Raw genomic sequence first — 18,753 nt, 5'->3', positions numbered from 1 at the left:
CGCGCCCACTGGCGACCGTCGACGTTAGCCATAGTGTCGACGCCTCCGGTCGCGAGGACTGCGACGGGAGACGCTTCGCTCAGTTCACACCGATGTCGTGCCGGGCGCCGACCAGGCCATTGTGGAAGCCACGTTGCGATCCATCCACGATCCGACGCTGCCGGTCAGATGCACCTTGCCGCCGTCGGCCGTGACCTCGACGTGGTCGTCCGACAGCCAAGAGTGGTGAAGGACATGGGTGATGTCCTGGTCGAGCTTGAGGGTATCGGGCCGGACGGTGATCTTGATCTGGTTGGAAACGCCCGTGATGCCCTGCAGCGACCTGACGCTGCGCGCCACCGCATCGCGCTTGTAGTGCCAGCCAACCTCGCCTGTCTGCGTAACGAAGCCGTTTTCGACCGGGACCTTCACCGCGTCGGCCGGGATCGAGACGTCCTAGGACAGATGGTACAGGATGGAATCGGCGATGTCCTCGTCGGACCGCTTTGCATCCAAGGGCAGGCGGATGTCGATCTCTTCGGCGATGGCGCGCGCCCCGCAGCGCCGACCCTGTCGATGACGCCGACACCTTCATGACCGAGGATGCGGCCCGGCGTAGCGGTCGGCACGTCGCCCTTGAGGATGTGCAGGTCGGTGCCTCAGATCGTCGTGCGGGTGACGCGGACGATGGCGTCGGTGGACGCCTCGACGACCGGTCTGGGGCTCTCTACCCGAGAGATTCCTTCTGCGTCGCCGTAGACAAGGGCCATCATCGCGCCCTTGTTCGGCGTCTCGTTCGTCGCCGGGGGCGCGGCCCGGCGACCGGTGCGGGGTGCGAGCGTTGAGCTGGCCATCAGACCAGAGCCTGTTCCGCGGCCTTGCATTCCTTGATGCAATTTGCCTCGTCCTTGCGAGAGTGCGCCGTTTCGGCGGCCTCGTAGTGCTTGAGGGCGGCTGCCTTTTTTGCGCTGTCCGGAGCCTTGTTCCAGGCGGCCATGACGGTGACCAGGCGGGCCGCGGCTGTCTGCGTCGCCGAATTGGGCGTCGCGCTCGTGGTCGGAGTCATGTGGATTGTCCTCGATCGCCTTGCCGAAAAGGCGGGGCACGCCGTGCAACCTTGGGGGTAGTTCACGGGCGGCCCCGCCGGTACTCGGTAAAGGCACTCGAAACAGTGATACTCCCTGCTTCGCCCTGATTTTTGGGCTATTGACGCCCTGCCGCACTGATGCATGTTACCTGCGCCGGGAAAATTTGCCGAAGCTTCCGAATTCCTTCGCTCCATTCCTTCGCTCCGCTCGGCGGCGCGGGTGTTTGCCTGAACGATTGCCGTCCGAGGGCACGTCCCGCCGCAGTGCCTCTCAGGCCTGCCAGCTGGCCGCGGTATCCCGACACGACGGCGACGTGCATCATGACAGGGCCGTTCAGTTGATCGCTGACCTGACGCTGCGGCAGCGACAGGTCATGCATCTGGTCCTGGCTGGACAGCCAAGCAAGAACATCGCCGGTGATCTGGGCATCAGCCAGCGCACGGCGGAAAATCACCGCGCGCAGATCATGCGCCGAACGGCAACGCATTCTCTCCCGGAATCGGTCCGGCTTGACATGGTGGCCAATGGCCTTCGGGCCGGTTCCTCAATCCAAAAGTGATCTTCGGACACGGACCGAGCCGGTCCCGCCAAGCGAAACCTGCTCGGTGCGCCAATCGCGATCGAAGCGACCCGGACCACCGCGTATCGCGGCTGCGCTCCGACGATGAGCAGTCCAGTAGCAACAGTGACGACGCACTGGCTCCACTTGGAAGGGCGAACAGCCAGGGTCAGGACCCATTGATTTGCTCGAGGCTGTCCGGGCTGCACGATCGGACCCTTCAGGACCACGATACGCAGGCATCGGCATCCGGTGAGATAAAGGCTGATCCAGGTAAGTGCAGGATCGCTGTCGATCGTGCTGTTGTGTGACAGTCCGGACCTTCCGACCTTCGTACCGGACGGGGCCGCACGGCATCGACGCTACGGATTCGCCAGGCTGGCCGCGCATGGGAATCCCGGGCCGGCAAGGCGCACATATCGAGGAAACGGTTCCATGTCCCTAGTCAATCTTGCCGCCAGTCCTGCACTGGTGGAAGCCGGCATAAGGCTTATGGCGAGCTTTGGACGTCCCGCCGACAGTGGCGCGTTCCGTGCCGATGGCTGAGACGGTGGAGGACGTGACACTTGCCTTGTCGGGCCCTGTGACCCTGGCGTCGCTCGGCCCGGTCGCAGCCCTTGTCGGCCGGGGTCGCGCCGATGCACCGGTCGATCTCTCGGCGGTCACCCGTCTCGATACAGCCGGGGCCTGGCTGCTGACCTCGTCGGGGCGGCCGCTCAGCGGTGCCAATGACGCGCAGCGCCTTCTGTTGCGGACCGTTCAGGACGCCTTGCCGCCGCCGCGCACGGTTGCTCCGCGCAGGGTGCATCATCGGATGGGCGATGGGCTGGCGGTTGTCGGCATGGCTGTGGGCGCGGTTTTCTTTGCAGTGGCGCAGAGCCTCGGCTTCGTGGGCCTCGTCATGGCGCGGCTTGCCGGTGTCCTTCTGCGCCCCCGGCGTCTGCGGCTGACGGCGCTCGTCCATCACATGCAGGAGGTCGGGCTGCGCGCAGTGCCAATCGTCGCGTTGATGGGCTTTCTGATCGGCGTCGTTCTGGCGTTTCAGGGCGCCGCGCAATTGCAACCGTTCGGCGCCGAGGTGTTCGTGGTCGACCTCATCGCCGTGTCGATCCTTCGCGAGCTTGGCATCCTCTTGACCGCCATAATCGTCGCGGGCCGATCCGCATCGGCCTTTACCGCCGCCATCGGCTCGATGCAAATGCGCGAAGAGATCGACGCCATCCGCGTGCTTGGCCTCGACCCGATCGAATTGCTGGTGCTGCCGCGCCTGCTGGCGCTGGTGATCGTGCTGCCCATCCTCGGCTTCGTCGCCGACCTGTCCGGGCTGATCGGTGGCGGGCTGATGTCCTGGACGCAGCTTGGCATCTCGCCCAGCCAGTTCCGCACACAGTTGCTGGCCGATGTCGGCGCGGCGCAGGCGCTGGTCGGCCTGTCCAAGGCGCCGGTCTTTGCTGCGATCATCGCTATGGTGGGCTGTTTTCAGGGCCTTCAGGTCAAGGGCGACGCGGAATCGCTTGGCATGCGGACCTCGCGCGCAGTCGTGATCGCGATCTTTCTGGTGATCGTGATGGATGCGCTCTTCTCCGTATTCTTCGCCGTGTGGGGCGTTTGACGATGGCCGAAACTGTCATTGCCATCCATGGTCTGACCAACCGGTTCGGCAAGACCGTCGTCCACGAAAACCTGTCGCTTGACGTGCAGCGGGGCGAGGTGCTGGGGGTTGTCGGTGCATCCGGGAGCGGCAAATCGGTCCTGTTGCGCAGCATCGTGGGGCTGATGACACCCAGCGCTGGCCAGATCACCATGCTTGGAACGGATGTGCTGGAAGCAAGTGCGGCCGAGCGGGCGGCAGTCAGCGCACGCACCGGAGTGATGTTTCAGGACGGCGCGCTGTTCTCGGCGCTCACGGTGCGCGAGAATGTCGAGGCACCGATGCGCGAGCGACTGACGGTCGGCGCCGCCACCCGAAGGGCGCTCGCAGATCTTCGCATCGCCATGGTCGGTCTGCCACCGACGGCGGGCGATCAGTTCCCGGCGTCACTTTCAGGGGGGATGCGCAAGCGCGCGGGGCTGGCGCGCGCGCTGTCGCTCGACCCCGAGATCCTTTTTCTCGACGAACCGACCGCAGGGCTCGATCCGATCAGCGCGTCGGCCTTCGATACCCTACTGAATTCGTTGCGTGACGCACTGGGCCTCACGGTGTTCCTGGTGACGCATGACCTCGACACCCTGCAGGCGACTTGCAACCGGATCGCCGTGCTGGCCGATCGCCATGTGCTGGTTACAGGCACAATGGCCGAGATGCGCGACGTCGATGATGCCTGGGTCCATGCCTATTTCCACGGTCCGCGCGCTCATGCAGCGCTTGCGGCGGCGGTGGGGGGAACCTGATGGAAACCCGCGCGCGCTTTGTGCTGATAGGCCTGTTCACGATCCTGGGTCTCGCCGCCATGCTCGGCTTCGTCCTCTGGCTGGCCAAGGTACAACTTGACCGGACCTATAACCAGTACGAGATCCTCCTCGGAACGGCCGCAGGCCTCAGCCAGACCGCCGCCGTCCGGTACAACGGTGTCGACGTCGGTAGCGTTGTGACGATCGCTCTCGACAGTCTCGACCCTTCCCTGGTGCGGGTGCGCATCGAAATCTTCGCCAGTACGCCCGTGCGCACCGACACTGTCGCCACGCTCGCGTCGCAGGGCGTGACGGGCGTGGCCTTCATCGCCCTCGAAGGCGGCAGCGTTGACGCGGACCCGTTGCATGCCGTGCCCCCGGCCGAGTTTCCGGTTATCCGTTCGGAACGCTCGGTGGTGCAGGATCTGATGGTCACCGGTCCCGACCTGCTGGCAGAGGCGACGGCCCTCATCGCCGAGGTGCGCGGTTTTGTCTCGGCGGAGAACAGCCTCGCCGTCGCCGGGATCCTCGCCAACGTCGCGGATGCCACGGACCGGATCGACGCGCTTGCGACCCGCGCCGAGGTCACCCTGTCCCGGGTCGACACTGCGCTGGAAGCGGTCGAGACGAGTTTTGGGGCCGCCGACGGGCTACTTTCTCAGGACATTCCTGTCCTCATCCTCAGTCTCAGGTCCGCCGTCGACAGCACGACGCGCGCGATGGATGCGGTGCGCGGGGTGGCCGAGGCCGACGTGCCAAGGCTTTCGACACAGGCGGACGCGCTGATCCAGCAGGCCAGCGGCCTGATTGCGACATTCGATGCGCTGGCTCGTCAGATCGGCAGCGATCCGGGGCGGTTCCTCTTGGGGAACGAAACACCCGAATACAGGAGATGAAGAAAATGCATTCGCGCCGCAGGTTCCTGTCGCTCGCCGCCGTCTCCGGACTTCCCGGTTGCGGCGCGCTGTCCGTCGTCTCGACGGCAAGCGAACCGCTCGACACCTACACGCTTTCGCCGCTGCGAGCCGAGCCGTCACGGACCGGGGGCACTGGCCATCTGGTTGTCGAATTGCCAACGTCGGGCGGCGAACTTGCAACCGACCGCATCCTGATCAAGGTGTCCCCGCGGCAGGCCGAGTACCTGCCCGGTGCCCGTTGGTCCGAGCCGGCCCCGGCCATGCTGCAGACGCTTCTGGTGAACGCGCTGCTTGATCAGGGGGGCTTCCGGCTGGTCAGCCGGGTCGGCGCGGGGCTCATGCCCGACTTCACGCTGATGACCGAGTTTCTTTCGTTTCAGGCGGAACTCTACGGCGTGGCGTCGGCCTCGGCACGGGTTCATGTTTCAGCGCAACTGACCCTGATCCGCGAGTCCGATCGCGGCATCGCCGGAACCCGGCGGTTCGAGAGCACGGCTGCGACAAACTCCGACGCCACGGCTGATCTGGTCGCCGGTCTCGACGACGCCGTGCAAAGGGTACTGGGCGACGCGGTGGTCTGGGTGCGGGAGGCGACGTAGATCCTGGTATTGCGCGCAAGCACAGGCCCGGGCCGCGACGGGTGTGGTCAAAGTTTAGCTGCGCCGGATAGCAAGGATGGGACGAATACTGCGCTCGACAGATCGAGTTTGAGTCAAACCTAGGTGTTCAGTCCCGGCATCTGGTGGATCGGATCGGCATTGAATCTGTCTGGCTTTGAAGTCCAGATTTTGCAGATATATTCGTAGGGCATGAGACCGCTGAGGGTCTTGAGCCTGCGTGCGAAGGTGTCGGTGAGGAGGCAGGAGGCGACAGTCCAGGGGACTGCCGGCGCCGACGCAAGAGGAAGTCAGCGAGGTGCGTCCGAAGCTGTTCGTGACTGTCGCAGGGAAAGCGTCTGACGGTCGCGTCCTTGATCGTCCGGTTCATGCGCTCGACCTGACCATTGGTCCAAGGGTGGTTTGGCTTGGTCAGTCGATGCTCGATCCCGCTCGCCCATTGTCCTCGGACCAATGCCGGACAGGGTCTCGCCCTCGCAGATCGTGTCGAAGCGCATTTGCCGGGAATAGGCGGTGTTGCGGTTCCTTGGCTGGTTGGTGAACCGGATGCCGCTCGCCATTGGGCTCGAACCCATGGCGCGACACGGCGCATTCGATGTGGAAAAATCCGATCGGGTCGCGCCTGAAGCGCTGACGCTCGGGCTTGTCCGTTGCCCGGCAGGGTGTTGCGCAGCAATGTCCCGAGAGGGGCCCTCGACATCCGGTAGCCCAAGGCATGCGTTTCTGAGACAGTCCCGACAGTTAATGCCAACTGGCAGCGCGGCGCGGACTTTTCTGGCGGCGTGAACGTCAGGAATAACAACACATCAAACGCTAGCCTTATTGCCTGGGCGGCAACATCAATCCCGGCTGAAAATGCGAAATCGCTCATGCGACACGCGTATGGGCCAGCACTCTAAGAACCTACCGCACAACACATGGTCAGCCCCTATTCACCCCGCGCCTCCGGACTTCCCCCGCAGCGCCTGCGTGAGACGGGAGCAGAGCGCGTCGACGAGGGCGGGGGTGGTCGCGTAGTTGAGGCGGGCGAAGCCGTTCCAGCCGGGGCCGAAGCTGGCACCGTCGATCATGCCGATCCGCGCCGTCTCGAGCAGGAACTGTGCCGCGCCGCCCGGCAGGTCCATCGCGCGCGCGTCAAGCCACAGGAAATAGGTCGATTCAGGCAGTGCGCAGCGCAGCCGGGGATCGGCATCGCGCAGCACATCGGTCAGGCGATGGCGCTGGTCGTCGAGCCGGGCCATCAGCGCCGCCAGCCAATCGTCGGATTCCTCCCACGCGGCCAGGGTCGCCTCCATCGCGCCGGTGCTGGGCAGGCCGAGCAGGCTTTCGGGCACGCGGGCCCGAAACCGCTCAAGCAGATCGGGCGTGCCGAAATGCATGATGCCGCAGCGCAGACCGGGGGTGTTGAAGCTCTTGGTGGCGGAATAGAGCGTGACGATGCGCCCGGCCGCTTCGGGGAACATCTGCGCAAGCGGCGCGTGGCGGGCCGGGGCGAAGACGAGATCGGCGTGGATCTCGTCCGAGACGATCACCATGTCCTCGGCCTCGGCCAGCCGGATATAGGGGGCCAGTTCGGCGCGGGTGAAAACGCGGCCCGTGGGGTTATGGGGCTGACACAACAGCATGATCCGAGGGCTGAGCCCGCGGCGGGCAAGGCTGGCCGCAGGCGCCGGATCGGCGCGAAAGCCGCTCGGGGTGTCCAGGAGCGGCACATCATGCAGCACCCGGCGCCCCTGATCGAGCGCGACCAGAAAGGCCGGGTAACAGGGCGTCTGGATCAGCACGCCGTCTCCGGGATCGCTGAACGCGGCAAGACAGGCCGAGATCGCCTGTAGCAGATCGACGCACACCACATTGCCCGCCGGGTCCGCCTGCCAGTCGAAAAGCCGGGCCATGCGGCGCGTGAAGCTGCCCGAGACATCGGCCATCAGGCCCACCGGGCCGCGCGTCGGATAGCCCGTGCGCTCATCTTCAAGCAGCGAGGCAAGGCGGGCGCGGATTGGCGGGGCGAGGTGATAATCCATCTCGGCGATGCCCATGCCCAGCACATCGGGGGCGAAGGTGCTCCACTTCGCGTTGCGCTTGCGGTGCAGCGCGTCGAGATCCATCGGCGCAAGGCTCATACGCGACCGCTCCGGTCGAGCCAGCGCGCATCGTGGCGTCCGGGCGGACAGGGCGGCAGCGCCCAGTCGCCGGGCGTGGCCGAAAATTGCGCGAAGGGCGCGAGGTGGCGCAACAGGCCGAAGGGGCTGTCGCGCTCGATCGACGGCGGCAAGCCCTGTTCGGTGGGAAAGGGTGCGCCGGGCTGACGGCCGGGGCCACTGAGAGTTTGCGACCACATGGTCACGCGTGCGAGCGAGACATGGACGCGGTAGCTGCCGCCTTCGCGGGCACGGCGGATCAGCGCGGCGACGGTGCCTGCAGCGCCCAGATAAGCGGCGAGGTAATCGGCCAGAAGCCCGGTCGGCACATAGTGCGGCTTGCCGCCCTGCCCTTCGTCAAGCGCCACGCCGGTGACGGATTGCGCGAGTTGCTCGAACCCCTTGCGCCCGGCCCAGGGGCCGGTGCGGCCCCAGCTGTCAACGCTGACATGGATCAGCCCGGGATGCCCTTCGGGCAGCGCGGCGGCGAGGTCTTCGGCGCCAAGGCCGAATTCCGCCATCGCGCCCGGTCGCCACGATTGCACAAACACATCGCCCGTCAGCGCCAGATCGCGCATCCGTTGCAGATCACCCTGCCGGTGGAAATCGAGATAGGCCGCGCGCTTGCCCCAGCCGGTTTCCAAGAGGAAGGCCTGCGGATCGGCATGGGCGGGCGCGCTGATGCGCAGGCAATCGACGCCCTGTTCGGCCAGCGTGCGGGTCAGGATGGGGCCTGCGATGACATGGGTGAAATCAAGCACCCGCAGGTCCGAAAGCGGGCGCGCGCCAGCGCTCAGTGGTTGCGGTGCGCCGTCGGCGATCTTTTCGACGGTGACCAGCGGGGCGGCGGCCAGCGCCCTGCCCTGCGGATGCGCTTCCCATTCGGCGCGGCTGCGTACCATGGCCCCGGCCAGATTGGCGGCTGCAAAGGCCTCTTCCCACTCAAGCGCGTCACGGGTGGCCACGGCGCGGGCGATGGCGTCCGGGTTGTTGGCGCAGTCGAGCAGCGCCAGCGCGCCGTCGCGCAGGCCGGGATAGGTGCCCATCGGATGGAACCAGCGCCCGTCCCTGGCCTGATAGAAATCGCTCAAGGGCGCGGCGGCGCCCGAGGCCATGGTCATATCTTGCCCATAGCACGACTGGAACAGCCCGCAGCACAGCGCGTAGATCGCGGCGTTGCGATCAAGGCTCACGCTTTGTTCGGGGCCGCCGCGCAATGCGCCGAATTCCGCAGCCGCGACCGCCTGCGCCAAGACTGCCGTACGTGCGGCAAGGCCAAGCGCCAGATCGGTATCGAGGGGCGGCTCGTCGCCGTGATGGGCGGCGCGGGTGCGCAGATCGGCCAGCGGCAGGCCAAGCGGGTCCAGCACGTCCGCAAGCGCGGCGCGTTCGGGGGGACTCAGGGTCATGTCAGGGCCTTTCAGTGTCCGAGGATGTCTTGCAAAAAGGCGCGTGCCCGCGCACTTTCGGGGGCCGAAAAGAACTGGCCGGGGTTGGTATCTTCGACGATTCGGCCATCCGCCATGAAGATGATGCGACTGGCCACGTCGCGGGCAAAGCCCATCTCGTGGGTGACGCACAGCATGGTCATGCCGTCCTGCGCCAGCTCGCGGATCACCGACAGAACCTCGCCCACCATTTCAGGATCGAGCGCCGAGGTCGGTTCGTCGAACAGCAGGACCGGCGGCTCCATCGCCAGCGCGCGGGCGATGGCGATGCGCTGCTGCTGACCGCCCGACAGCGTGTCGGTATGCACGTCGCGCTTGTCGCGCAAGCCGACGCGGTCGAGAAGCTGCATCGCCTTGGCCTCGGCCTCGTCCCGGCTCAGGCCCTTCAGCTTGCGCGGGGCGAGCGTGATGTTGTCGATCACCGACAGATGCGGGAACAGGTTGAATTGCTGAAACACGAAGCCGATCCCCTGCCGCTGCCTGCGGATATCGCGGGATTTGGGATCGACGGTCTCGCCATCCACTGTGATTGTGCCGCTGTCGATGGTTTCCAGCCCGTTGATGGTGCGCAAGAGCGTGGTCTTGCCCGACCCGGACGGGCCGCAAAGCACCAGCACCTCGCCGGTCTTCACGGTGAGCGAGATGTCCTTGAGGACATGCAGCCGGTCGAAATGCTTGTCGAGATGGGTGATCGTGATCATGAGGCGGGTTCCGTCGCGATTTTCGCCGCCCTGCTGCCGCGCCGTTCAAGACGGCGACCGACCAGCAGAAGCGGGTAGCACAGGGCGAAATAGGCGAGCGCCAGCAGCGCGTAGACCTGAATTGCCTGTCCGGGAAGATTGTCGGCCAGATCGAGGAAGGTCTGCATGGCCTCGGTCGCGCCGATGGCGGCACCCAGCGCGGTTTCCTTGATCAGCAGCGAAAGCTGGCTGACGAGGCTGGGCAGCATGTTCCGCAAGGCCTGCGGCAGAACGATGTGGCGCATCGTCTGCACCCGGCCAAAGCCCAGCGACAAGGCCGCCTCGGTCTGGCCGCGCGGCAGGGCGTCGATCCCGGCCACGACGATCTTCGAGATATAGGCGCCGTTGAACAGCACCAGCGTGATCAGCATGGTGATCGCCGGCGGAAAGGACACGCCGATGATCGCGGGCATCAGGAAATAGACCCACAACACATGCAACAGCAGCGGCACCGAACGGATGTAGAAGACAACCAGTTCGGCCAGCGCCTTGACCGGGCGGAAGCGGCTGCGCAGCGGCACCGCCATCAGCAATCCCACCGGCATCGCCAGCACCAGCCCGCTCACTGCAAGGATCAGCGTCAGCGCCAGCCCGCCCAACGGCGTATGGGGAAAGCCGCCGATCAGCAATTGCAGCCAGTAATTCTGCAAGATCTCGATCATGCGCTCTGCTCCCGCGTGTTGGGCGTGCGCTCGAGCTCGGTCCGGTGCGCCAGCGCGGTGCGGCTATAGGCGCGGCTGGCCAGCGTCAGGATCGCGCAGATCACCACATAGACCAGCGTGGCCGAGGCATAGGGCATCAGCGGCTCGTAGGTGATGTCCTGAATGCGCCGCGCCTGATAGACCAGTTCCGGCACCCCGATCATCAGCGCGATCGAGGTATTCTTGGTCAGCGTCATCGCCTGCCCCAGAAGCGGCGGCACGCTGATGCGGAAGGCTTGCGGCAGGATGATGTAGCGGAACGTCTCGAAGCCCGAGAAACCCAGCGACAGCGACGCCTCGCTTTGGCCGCGCGGGATCGAGCGCAGGCCCGAGCGCAGGTCTTCAGAGATGAAGGCCCCCGCATAGATGGAAATCGCGATCGCGGCGCAGATGAAGTTCACGTCGCGGGCATACAGCCACATCCGCAGCCCGTCGGGCAGAAGCTCGGGCGCGCCGAAATACCAGAAGATCACATGCACCAGCAGCGGCACGGAGCGGATGGCATCGACCAGCAGGCCCACGGCCTGCTGGACGATCCAGAGCGGCGAGAGCCGGATCAGCGTCAGCGCGACGCCGATCACGAAGCTCGCGGCCAGAGTGACCCCGCTCAGTTGCAGGGTGACGATCAATCCCTTGAGCAACAGCTCGCCATATCGACCGCTCAGAAACTCGATCAGGGTCACGGATCCGGTCCTTACTCGGCCGGGATGTTGTCGGTGTTGATGGTAAAGTTGCGCTCCATCCCCATCGGGGTGTCAGCGCCGAAGAAGCGGTTGAAGCTGGCCACGGCCGAACCGTCGGCCTCCATGCCCAGAAGCGCCTCGTTTACCGCCTCGAGCAGTGCGCCTTCGCCCTTGCGCACACCGACGCCCAGCCAGTCATCGGTCAGGAAACCGTCGAGCAGGTGGTATTCGCCCGGCGCGCCGCTCATCTGGCCTAGCAGCGTGGTCTCGTCGCCCGCCATTGCCTGCACCATGCCGCGCTGCAAAGCGAGGAAGGTATTGGCCGGCGTCGGGAAGCCCACGGCGGCCGAATCGGGGAAGCGCTCTTCCACGATCATCGAGGCCATGCCGCTTTCGGGCACGGCAATGCGGTGACCGTTGAGCTGGTCCATTTCGGAGATATCGCTGTCATTGGGGACCGAGACACGCACGCCGGTGCGGAAATACGGGATCGAGAAATCGACCTGCTGCGCCCGTTCAGGCGTGATCGTCAGTGCGGCGGTGGCGATGTCGATCCGGCCTGCGGTCAGGTCGGGAATACGCGAGGCGCCGGTCACGTAGCGCAGCTCGGGCGTGACACCAAGATGCTCGGCAATCGCGTTGCAGACATCGACATCGAAGCCCACGGGCGTGCGGTCATTATCGCTTTCGAGATACGAGAACGGCACATAGTTCGACGGCACGCCGCAAACCAGAACCCCGGCCTCGCGGATATCGTCGAGCTGGTCGGCCTGCGCGGCACCGACGCCGAAAGCAAGGCTGGTTCCGGCCAGAAGAATGGACAGCTTTTTCATGGTCTCTCTCCCTAGGCGCGGCGGCAATTGGAAAGGAATTCCTAGCGTCCCTCGACGCGCAGCCTCCGCTGAAAACTAGGCAGAGCATCGAAATAATTCTCGACAATCACAAGAAATTTCTGATTGATAACTGTTAAGGTAAATCTTGATAATAAGCCTGACCGCGCCGGGGGATGGGTGATGCTGAACTTCACGATCCGTCAGTTACGGGCGATCCAGACAATCAGCGATTGTGGCAGCTTCGCCGCCGCTGCCCGGCAACTCAACGTCTCGGCTGCGGCGCTGAGCGCGATGATCCGCGAAACCGAAGCCTCGATCGGGTTCCGCGTCTTCGAGCGCACCACCCGGTCGCTCAGCCTGACCGATACCGGTGCCGAGTTTCTGCCGCATGTGCAGCGCATCCTTCTGGAGCTGGAACGCGCCGATACCTTCGTGCGCCGCCGGCGCGAAGTCGAAACCGCCACCCTGCGCATTGCCGCGACGCAGTTTTTGTCCTGCACCATCCTGCCGCCCCTGCTGCAGGCCTTTCGCACTGCCGAGCCCGAGGCGCGGCTGCAACTGATCGACAGCGCGATTGACGACGTGATCGAGACAGTGCGCTCGGGCGAGGCGGATCTGGGCGTCTATCTGGATGTCGACAGCGACGAGACGCTGGAAGCGGTGCCGCTTTTCCGTTCGGCGCTTTGTGTCGTCATGGCGCCGACGCATCCGCTGGCCAGCTTGCCGCGCATCGCCTGGGCCCAGTTGGCGGGGCACGAAATCATCTATCTGGGTCGAGAGGATCAGCTACGCCGCAATCTGGCCGATGCCGGGATCGCGCTGGACCTGCCCCATCAGCGCGTCGCGCATGGCACCAGCGCGCTGGCGCTGATCGCGGCGGGTGAAGGCATCGCGGTGATGACCCGCTATGTGCAGCCAATGCTGCCGATCTACGGGTTGCGCATGGTGCCTCTGGTGAACCCGTCGCTCGACCGGCAGGTCGTGGTCGTGCACCGCCGCAAGACGCATCTGTCGCGGCTCGCACGGAAATTCGTGGCCTTCGCGCGCGAGGCCAAGATGGGCGAATAGGCCCTGCCGCGCGTACGGGACTGCCCTGGCACAACCCGGCTTACCCCGGAAGACAGGCGTGGCGCCTGCCCCGTCATCGCCCGAAGAGCGGCGCCATGGCGCGGGCGAAGGCGTCGGAATGCAGCCAGTCATGCAGCAAGTCGAAAGCGTTCCGCGTGATGCGCGCGCGCAAGGCATCATCCTCCAGCACACGGCGCGTGACCGCTTCAAAATCGGACAGATCCCAGGCGACGGGAACATAAGTCTCCCATGGCTTGAAGATATCGGGCGCGGTTTCGATATGGCTCATATCCTGCTTGAGCAGCAGTGCGCCCGCCATGACGGATTCGTAATCGCGCCAGCAGACCTCGCCATAACCGAAGGGCGAAAAGCCGATCTTCGAGCTGGTCATCTCGACCATGAAGCGCGGTAGCGGCACGCCCTCGCCCTTCACGATATTGAGGTCCGACAGCCGGTTCAGCGCCTCTTCCGCCTCACCGCGCATCCCTGCGTACCACGGCGTTCCGCCGACCGCGAAGCGGGCATGCATGTCGATGGGACGGCGCCCCCCGGGCATCCGGCCCATCAGCGCGGGCAGGATATTGGGCGCGGTGGCAAAAGACGGGCCGAGGACCAGCTTGTCCCAGAAGCCCGGCGGGATCGGGAAGCATTGCTCGGGCTCGTCGATGCCGTAGCGGCGGTTGTAGTAATCGGTCAGGTTGGTGTCGCCCCGCGTCGGCTGACCATAAAGCGAGCGGTCGCGCAGGACGTGTTTCTTGATGTACAGGTCGACCAGCGGATCCATCCGCGCGGCGTTGCGCAGATCGGTGGGCGCGAACCAGTCCAGACAGACGATCCGCGCGCCGGGATTCTGCGCGCGCAGGATCTCGACCAGTTTGTGCAGGTCCGCATCGGCGACATCGAACGGAGTCTGGAACGCCACGGTGCTGGCGCCCTTCGCCGCCGGTTCCTCGCCCCGCAGCACGGCCCATGTATCGGCCTCGCGCACCTGCGCGCCGTAGAGACGGCTCAGGTCATCCGCGTAGTGGTGAAACGGGTAGATCTGCGATTGCGGGATCCGCTCGGGCTGGGTGACGAGCAACAGCTTTTCGCCCGCGCCCGCATCGAAGGGCTTGCCCATCGCGCCCGCCCGGGCTTTTTCGGCGCGGCGGCGGCGGGCATAGAGCCGGACGCGGTTGATCTGGACTTCAAGCACCGAGATGGACATCGCTCACCAGCTCCTGCCGTTTGGGGGCGGCGGCTTGCAGGCGCCGATCGAGGGTCATCAGTCGCCGCGCCTCTTGCGGGGTCATGGCGCGGACCATGTCGTCATGCAGGCGCAGGATATCTGACGGCCCGCGCTTGAGCGGCGTGGCTTTCAGCGCCGCGCGCATGCCCGACATCGCGCCCTCGCGCCCCGTCAGCGCGGCAATACGCAGGCTGTCGAGCGCGTTGGTCAGCCGGTGCGCGCGCAGGCGCGGCAAAGGCTGATTGCGAAAGCCCGAGGCGAAGGGAATATCGGCATATTCGGGATAGGCGCGGAAGATCGCGTCGTCATGCAGCTTCTGATCGCAGGTGACCTCCCACGGCAAAGACAGGCCCAGTTCGACGAAATCGGGGTCCAGATACGGGCAGAAGACCATCGGCGCGCCGCCCATCACGGTGGTCGAGACAAAGGAAATCTCGCGCCGGGTGCGGTGGTAGAACCAGAAGCACTGATACGGGTCGGGCGCGTCCTTGTAGACTGCGATGGCGCGGGCGATCCGGTCGATCGCCGCCTCTTCCAGAGCAGGCGAGAATACCGCCCCCGCACCGCCGCTATGCCCCGGACGGCTGATCACGCCGCCATGGCCATCCGCCATGCCCCGCGCGATGCCTTCCCAGTCGCCTCGGCGCGCGCGCTCCATGAAGCCTGCGGCCCAGTCGTCGGGATTGGTCAGGATGTCGCCGCCGATCCCGTCGATGGCGCAATAATCGCTGCCCGACAGGAAGTCGTGCATCGGCATCATCTGCGCATGCTCGTCGGCGCAAAGCTGGGTCATCAAGAGCCCGCGCAGCGCGTCGCGCATCCGGTAGCGCGGATGACCGAGGATCGTGTGCTTCACCCCCACCTGCGCGGCGACGGCCCGCGCCGCCTGCACCTCGGCATTCATCACCTTGCCGCCATGATGGAAGGTCACGCAGGTATCCGGCAGACGTCCCTGATGCGCCATTTCCAACAGGATATGCCGCGAATCGCGCCCGCCCGAAAGCGGCAGGGCAATGGGGCCGTCCCAATCCTGCACGAAGCGGCGGATCGCGGCGCGGGGCAGTTCGATGAAGGCCTCGACCGCCTGATCGCGGGTGATGTCCAGCGCTTTGGGAATCGGCTCGCCGCCTTCATAACGCGCCTGCCCCGCACGCCATGTCAGGCGCCCTGCGGGCTGCATCACGCGGATATGGCGAAACGGCGTGTCGCCGCCAACGAAGAAGCCCACGCGGTGAAAGACGGCCAGCGCGACTGGGTCAAGCTCGGCATCGGCGCCATGGGCGAGAAGCTGGAAGATCGAGGGCGAAACCCCGATCTGGTCGCCCTTCTGGTAGACGAAGAGCGTGAAATATCCCAGCGCATCGACCTCGGCGTTCAGCGTTTCGCCGTCCCAGCGCCATGCCCCCCACAGACCGCGCGGACGTGCGTCGCCCGGCACGCGCATCCGGTGGCCCACCATCGCCACGGCCTGCCCCTGCACGATGGCTTGCGCACCGCTTCGGCCCGCCGACTGGTCGATGAACACGAACGGCGCCGCGTCGCCCTGATCGATCCACGGATGGGATTCGAACGGGGCCGCGCCGAAGGACGCACCTTCTGTCATGTTGTCTTTCACTGCCCGAACTCGCTTACTCCCGGTCTGCGCCGGGTTGACGCAAGGGTAAACAATCCCCCTGCCCCGGACAACAGAAATACAAGAAAATCAGCCGCCAAAGCCGCCGTAATTGCCGCCTTGGAACACCAGCGGCGCGCCCTTGCGGTGGCGTGCGGCAAGCACGCGACCGATGACGATGGCGTGGTCGCCCGCGTCATGCACCGCCTCGCGCGCGCATTCGAACACCGCCAGACATCCCGGCATGACCGGCACGCCCTGCGCATTGAGCGATACGCCCGGCAGGTCGAAGTCGTGGCCCTGACGCGCGAAATGCGCGCCCAGATCGAATTGCTCGGCGCCAAGGACATGGATGGCGAAATGCTCGGCCTCGACGAAGGCGTCGAACCGGCGGGAAAACTTGCCCGGCGACCACAAGACCAGCGGCGGGTCCATCGAGAGCGAGGCGAAACTGTTGGCGGTGATGCCCAAAGCCCCGACCGGCGATTGCGCCGTAATCACCGTCACGCCGGTCGCGAAAGCGCCCAGCGCATCGCGGAATTGGCGGTCGTTCCCCGCGCCGGGGACAAAGGTTTCGGGCTCGGTCAGGTCGCTCATACGCTCCGCGCGTGCATAACTCATTACGGTCTTCCTAGCCTGTGTTACGCCCGGTGTGCCAGTGAAACCGGGCCATTTTGGGGCAAAATAACCTTGCGTCGCGCGGCGACCACTGCCCTCGACAGAAAGGGGGCAAATGGCTTAGGGACGTCGCTTCTGCAAAAGATGCGCAGATTGTGAAGAATTGGATCCTGAATGCCACGCAAGATCATCATCGACACAGATCCCGGTCAGGACGATGCCGTCGCCTTGCTGCTGGCTCTGGCTTCGCCGGAGGATATCGACGTCCTCGGCGTCACCTGCGTTGCGGGCAATGTCCCGCTGCCGCTGACGACGAAGAACGCACGCACCGTGTGCGAACTGGCTGGAAGGGCTGACATCAAGGTCTTCGCCGGTTGCGACGCCCCGCTGAAGCGCAAGCTGGTGACCGCCGAGCATGTTCACGGCAAGACCGGGCTGGACGGGATCAAGCTTCCCGAGCCCCGGATGCCGCTGCAAGAGCAGCACGCGGTCGATTTCATCATCGAGCAATGCCGCGCGCGGGACGACGTGACGCTTGTGCCGATCGGACCGCTGACCAACATTGCCACCGCGCTGACCTGCGCGCCCGATATCGCCCACCGGATCGAAGAGATCGTCATCATGGGCGGCGCCTATTTCGAGGTGGGCAACATCACCCCGACCGCCGAGTTCAACATCTTTGTCGACCCCGAGGCCGCCGAGATCGTGTTCCGCTCGGGCGTCAAGCTGACGGTGATGCCGCTCGACGTGACGCATAAGGTGCTGACCACCCGCCCGCGGATCGAGGCGCTGCGCGCGCTGGGTCCGGTGGGCGAGGTCGTCGCCAGTTGGACGGATTTCTTCGAACGCTTCGACATGGAGAAATACGGCTCGGAAGGTGCGCCGCTGCACGATCCCTGCACCATCGCCTATCTGATCGACCCCACCCTGTTCACTGGCCGCCAGATCAATGTCGAGATCGAGACCGTCTCGGATCTGACGCTGGGCATGACGGTCGCGGATTGGTGGGGCGTGACGGACCGCGCGAAGAACGCGTATTTCGTCGGGTCCTGCGATGCGGACGGGTTCTACAAGCTGCTGACCGAGCGCATCGCGCGGTTCTGATCCGCGCCGGGGCGAAAGACCGGGGCGGAAGCCGGCGCCTTGCCTTGCGGCGCCGCGCCCATGTCCCGCCTCTCAGCGCCGGTTGATCAGCACAAGCCCGCCCACCAGAAGCGCCAGCGCGAAGGGCGTCACCGGCCCCACGGTTTCGCCCAGCACCAGCCAGCCCAGCCCCGCGCTGAGAACCGGTGTGAGGAAGCTGAAGCTCGCCACGGTCGAGGATTTGTAGATCCCGATCAGCCAGAACCACGTGATGAAACCCACCGTCACCACGCCGACCGACTGCACCAGCAGCAGCCCGGCCTGAAACCCGGTGAAATTGCGCACCAGCTCGTCCGAGAAAAGCGGCGCGGCAAGGGGCAGCAGCATGGCCGAGATCAGCACTTGCCAGAATATCTGCGTCTCGGCCCGCGCCTGCCCGATCGGGTTCAGCCGCGACACGATCACCAGCCCCGCCCAGCTCATGCCGCCGAAAACGGCCGCCAGATCGCCCCAGAAGCTGCCCCCGGCAGTCACGCTGCCGCGCCCCGCAAAGGTCAGCACCACGCCCGAGAAGCCCAACGCAAAGCCCAGGGCCCGTTTCGAGGTCAGCCTTTCGCCGGGGAACAGGAAATGCGCCGCCAGCGCCAGCCAGATCGGCATCGCGTAGAACAGCGACGAGGCGCGCACGACCGAAGTGTTGTCGAGCGCGAGGAACAGAAAGAAGAACTCGCTCGAGAACAGAAGCCCCAGCATCAGCCCGCCGCGCCACAGGTCCCAGCGGGGCGAATAGCCGCGCCACCACATCCACGCCCCAATCACCGGCAGTGCGACGATCGAGCGAAGGCCCGCGAAAAAGACTGGGTGAAGGCCGTCATTGCCGACCTTAATCATCAGGTTGTTGGCGCCGAACAGGGTCGCAAGACCCAGCATGATCCAGAAACCCGGGACATCAAGGGGGCGGCGTTCTGCGGGTGACATGGCGATCCTGCACAAGTTAAGGGCGTTGAATGAACAGCCTATAGGACGCCGGGTCAACCCCATCCGATA

21 protein-coding genes and 1 pseudogene are annotated in these 18,753 nt (G+C 65.5%); 8 read left to right on the top strand and 14 right to left on the bottom strand.

All coding sequences use genetic code 11. The annotated features are described in order from the left end of the window. Positions 1-84: 84 nt before the first annotated feature. Positions 85-426 carry a BON domain-containing protein gene (locus JI664_RS04920; protein WP_349768689.1) on the bottom strand — a complete coding sequence of 114 codons (342 nt, stop codon included), beginning with the start codon at positions 424-426 and terminating at the stop codon, positions 85-87. Between the two features lie 18 nt (positions 427-444). On the opposite strand from JI664_RS04920, the gene JI664_RS24210 reads away from it, so the two are divergent. Further along, positions 445-576 carry a hypothetical protein gene (locus tag JI664_RS24210; protein ID WP_414707721.1) on the top strand — a complete coding sequence of 44 codons (132 nt, stop codon included), beginning with the start codon at positions 445-447 and terminating at the stop codon, positions 574-576. Positions 577-638: 62 nt separating this feature from the next. On the opposite strand, the gene JI664_RS23910 is transcribed toward JI664_RS24210, so the two are convergent. After that, positions 639-833 (bottom strand): hypothetical protein, encoded by a 195-nt coding sequence (locus JI664_RS23910; protein WP_286173858.1) that lies wholly within the window; start codon positions 831-833, stop codon positions 639-641. After that, complete coding sequence (locus tag JI664_RS04910; RefSeq protein WP_207012612.1) at positions 833-1,045, bottom strand: hypothetical protein; 213 nt, start codon at positions 1,043-1,045, stop codon at positions 833-835. Before JI664_RS04910 ends, JI664_RS23910 begins: the two co-directional genes overlap by 1 nt. Before the next feature lie 395 nt (positions 1,046-1,440). On the opposite strand from JI664_RS04910, the gene JI664_RS24205 reads away from it, so the two are divergent. The 5 genes from JI664_RS24205 to JI664_RS04885 all read left to right on the top strand — a co-directional run bounded on the left by JI664_RS24205 (position 1,441) and on the right by JI664_RS04885 (position 5,533). Further along, positions 1,441-1,626, top strand: a complete 186-nt coding sequence (locus JI664_RS24205; RefSeq protein ID WP_414707718.1) for a LuxR C-terminal-related transcriptional regulator — start codon at positions 1,441-1,443, stop codon at positions 1,624-1,626. 538 nt (positions 1,627-2,164) lie between these two features. Then, positions 2,165-3,238, top strand: coding sequence for an MlaE family ABC transporter permease (locus JI664_RS04900; RefSeq protein WP_207012610.1), 1,074 nt, complete (start codon positions 2,165-2,167; stop codon positions 3,236-3,238). 2 nt (positions 3,239-3,240) lie between these two features. After that, on the top strand, positions 3,241-4,017 hold the full coding sequence (locus JI664_RS04895) for an ABC transporter ATP-binding protein (protein ID WP_207012609.1): 777 nt from the start codon (positions 3,241-3,243) through the stop codon (positions 4,015-4,017). Continuing rightward, positions 4,017-4,913, top strand: a complete 897-nt coding sequence (locus JI664_RS04890) for an MlaD family protein (protein WP_207012608.1) — start codon at positions 4,017-4,019, stop codon at positions 4,911-4,913. The genes JI664_RS04895 and JI664_RS04890 overlap by 1 nt, the downstream gene beginning before the upstream one ends. 5 nt (positions 4,914-4,918) lie before the next feature. Then, positions 4,919-5,533 carry an ABC-type transport auxiliary lipoprotein family protein gene (locus tag JI664_RS04885; protein WP_207012607.1) on the top strand — a complete coding sequence of 205 codons (615 nt, stop codon included), beginning with the start codon at positions 4,919-4,921 and terminating at the stop codon, positions 5,531-5,533. Positions 5,534-5,652: 119 nt separating this feature from the next. Here the strand turns inward: JI664_RS04885 and JI664_RS23900 are convergent. The 7 genes and pseudogenes from JI664_RS23900 to JI664_RS04845 all read right to left on the bottom strand — a co-directional run. Beyond that, a pseudogene (locus JI664_RS23900) lies at positions 5,653-6,105 on the bottom strand (integrase core domain-containing protein); the annotation flags it as partial. A gap of 378 nt (positions 6,106-6,483) precedes the next feature. Then, positions 6,484-7,674 carry a MalY/PatB family protein gene (locus JI664_RS04870; protein WP_207012606.1) on the bottom strand — a complete coding sequence of 397 codons (1,191 nt, stop codon included), beginning with the start codon at positions 7,672-7,674 and terminating at the stop codon, positions 6,484-6,486. Next, a complete protein-coding gene (locus tag JI664_RS04865) occupies positions 7,671-9,101 on the bottom strand; it encodes a CoA transferase (RefSeq protein WP_207012605.1) in 1,431 nt (476 codons plus the stop codon). The genes JI664_RS04870 and JI664_RS04865 overlap by 4 nt, the downstream gene beginning before the upstream one ends. An 11-nt stretch (positions 9,102-9,112) precedes the next feature. Beyond that, positions 9,113-9,841 carry an amino acid ABC transporter ATP-binding protein gene (locus tag JI664_RS04860; protein WP_207012604.1) on the bottom strand — a complete coding sequence of 243 codons (729 nt, stop codon included), beginning with the start codon at positions 9,839-9,841 and terminating at the stop codon, positions 9,113-9,115. Then, the gene (locus JI664_RS04855; protein ID WP_207012603.1) at positions 9,838-10,542 is read right to left on the bottom strand and encodes an amino acid ABC transporter permease; all 705 of its coding nucleotides are present in this window, start codon (positions 10,540-10,542) and stop codon (positions 9,838-9,840) included. The genes JI664_RS04860 and JI664_RS04855 overlap by 4 nt, the downstream gene beginning before the upstream one ends. Further along, the gene (locus JI664_RS04850; protein ID WP_207012602.1) at positions 10,539-11,264 is read right to left on the bottom strand and encodes an amino acid ABC transporter permease; all 726 of its coding nucleotides are present in this window, start codon (positions 11,262-11,264) and stop codon (positions 10,539-10,541) included. Before JI664_RS04850 ends, JI664_RS04855 begins: the two co-directional genes overlap by 4 nt. 11 nt (positions 11,265-11,275) lie before the next feature. After that, a complete protein-coding gene (locus JI664_RS04845) occupies positions 11,276-12,097 on the bottom strand; it encodes a transporter substrate-binding domain-containing protein (protein WP_207012601.1) in 822 nt (273 codons plus the stop codon). A gap of 180 nt (positions 12,098-12,277) precedes the next feature. Here JI664_RS04845 and JI664_RS04840 point away from each other — a divergent pair, with 180 nt between their 5' ends. Further along, positions 12,278-13,165, top strand: a complete 888-nt coding sequence (locus JI664_RS04840; RefSeq protein ID WP_207012600.1) for a LysR family transcriptional regulator — start codon at positions 12,278-12,280, stop codon at positions 13,163-13,165. Positions 13,166-13,238: 73 nt separating this feature from the next. Here the strand turns inward: JI664_RS04840 and JI664_RS04835 are convergent, their stop codons facing one another. The 3 genes from JI664_RS04835 to JI664_RS04825 all read right to left on the bottom strand — a co-directional run bounded on the left by JI664_RS04835 (position 13,239) and on the right by JI664_RS04825 (position 16,626). Beyond that, positions 13,239-14,372 carry a glycosyltransferase gene (locus JI664_RS04835; protein ID WP_207012599.1) on the bottom strand — a complete coding sequence of 378 codons (1,134 nt, stop codon included), beginning with the start codon at positions 14,370-14,372 and terminating at the stop codon, positions 13,239-13,241. Further along, positions 14,353-15,996 (bottom strand): hypothetical protein, encoded by a 1,644-nt coding sequence (locus JI664_RS04830; protein ID WP_207012598.1) that lies wholly within the window; start codon positions 15,994-15,996, stop codon positions 14,353-14,355. The genes JI664_RS04835 and JI664_RS04830 overlap by 20 nt, the downstream gene beginning before the upstream one ends. Before the next feature lie 99 nt (positions 15,997-16,095). Continuing rightward, the gene (locus JI664_RS04825) at positions 16,096-16,626 is read right to left on the bottom strand and encodes a flavin reductase family protein (protein ID WP_286173855.1); all 531 of its coding nucleotides are present in this window, start codon (positions 16,624-16,626) and stop codon (positions 16,096-16,098) included. Between the two features lie 171 nt (positions 16,627-16,797). Between JI664_RS04825 and JI664_RS04820 the strand changes: the two genes are divergently transcribed. Next, positions 16,798-17,727, top strand: a complete 930-nt coding sequence (locus tag JI664_RS04820; protein WP_207012597.1) for a nucleoside hydrolase — start codon at positions 16,798-16,800, stop codon at positions 17,725-17,727. 72 nt (positions 17,728-17,799) lie between these two features. Here the strand turns inward: JI664_RS04820 and JI664_RS04815 are convergent, their stop codons facing one another. Then, entirely contained in the window at positions 17,800-18,684 is an 885-nt protein-coding gene (locus tag JI664_RS04815) for a DMT family transporter (protein ID WP_207012596.1), read from the bottom strand. Positions 18,685-18,753: the final 69 nt, after the last annotated feature.

This window comes from Rhodobacter sp. NTK016B, from assembly GCF_017303295.1.
In the GTDB taxonomy this organism is placed as follows: domain Bacteria; phylum Pseudomonadota; class Alphaproteobacteria; order Rhodobacterales; family Rhodobacteraceae; genus Pararhodobacter.
The sequence above is the reverse complement of the archived record's forward strand: the minus strand, read 5'-3'. Positions and strand labels throughout refer to the sequence as shown.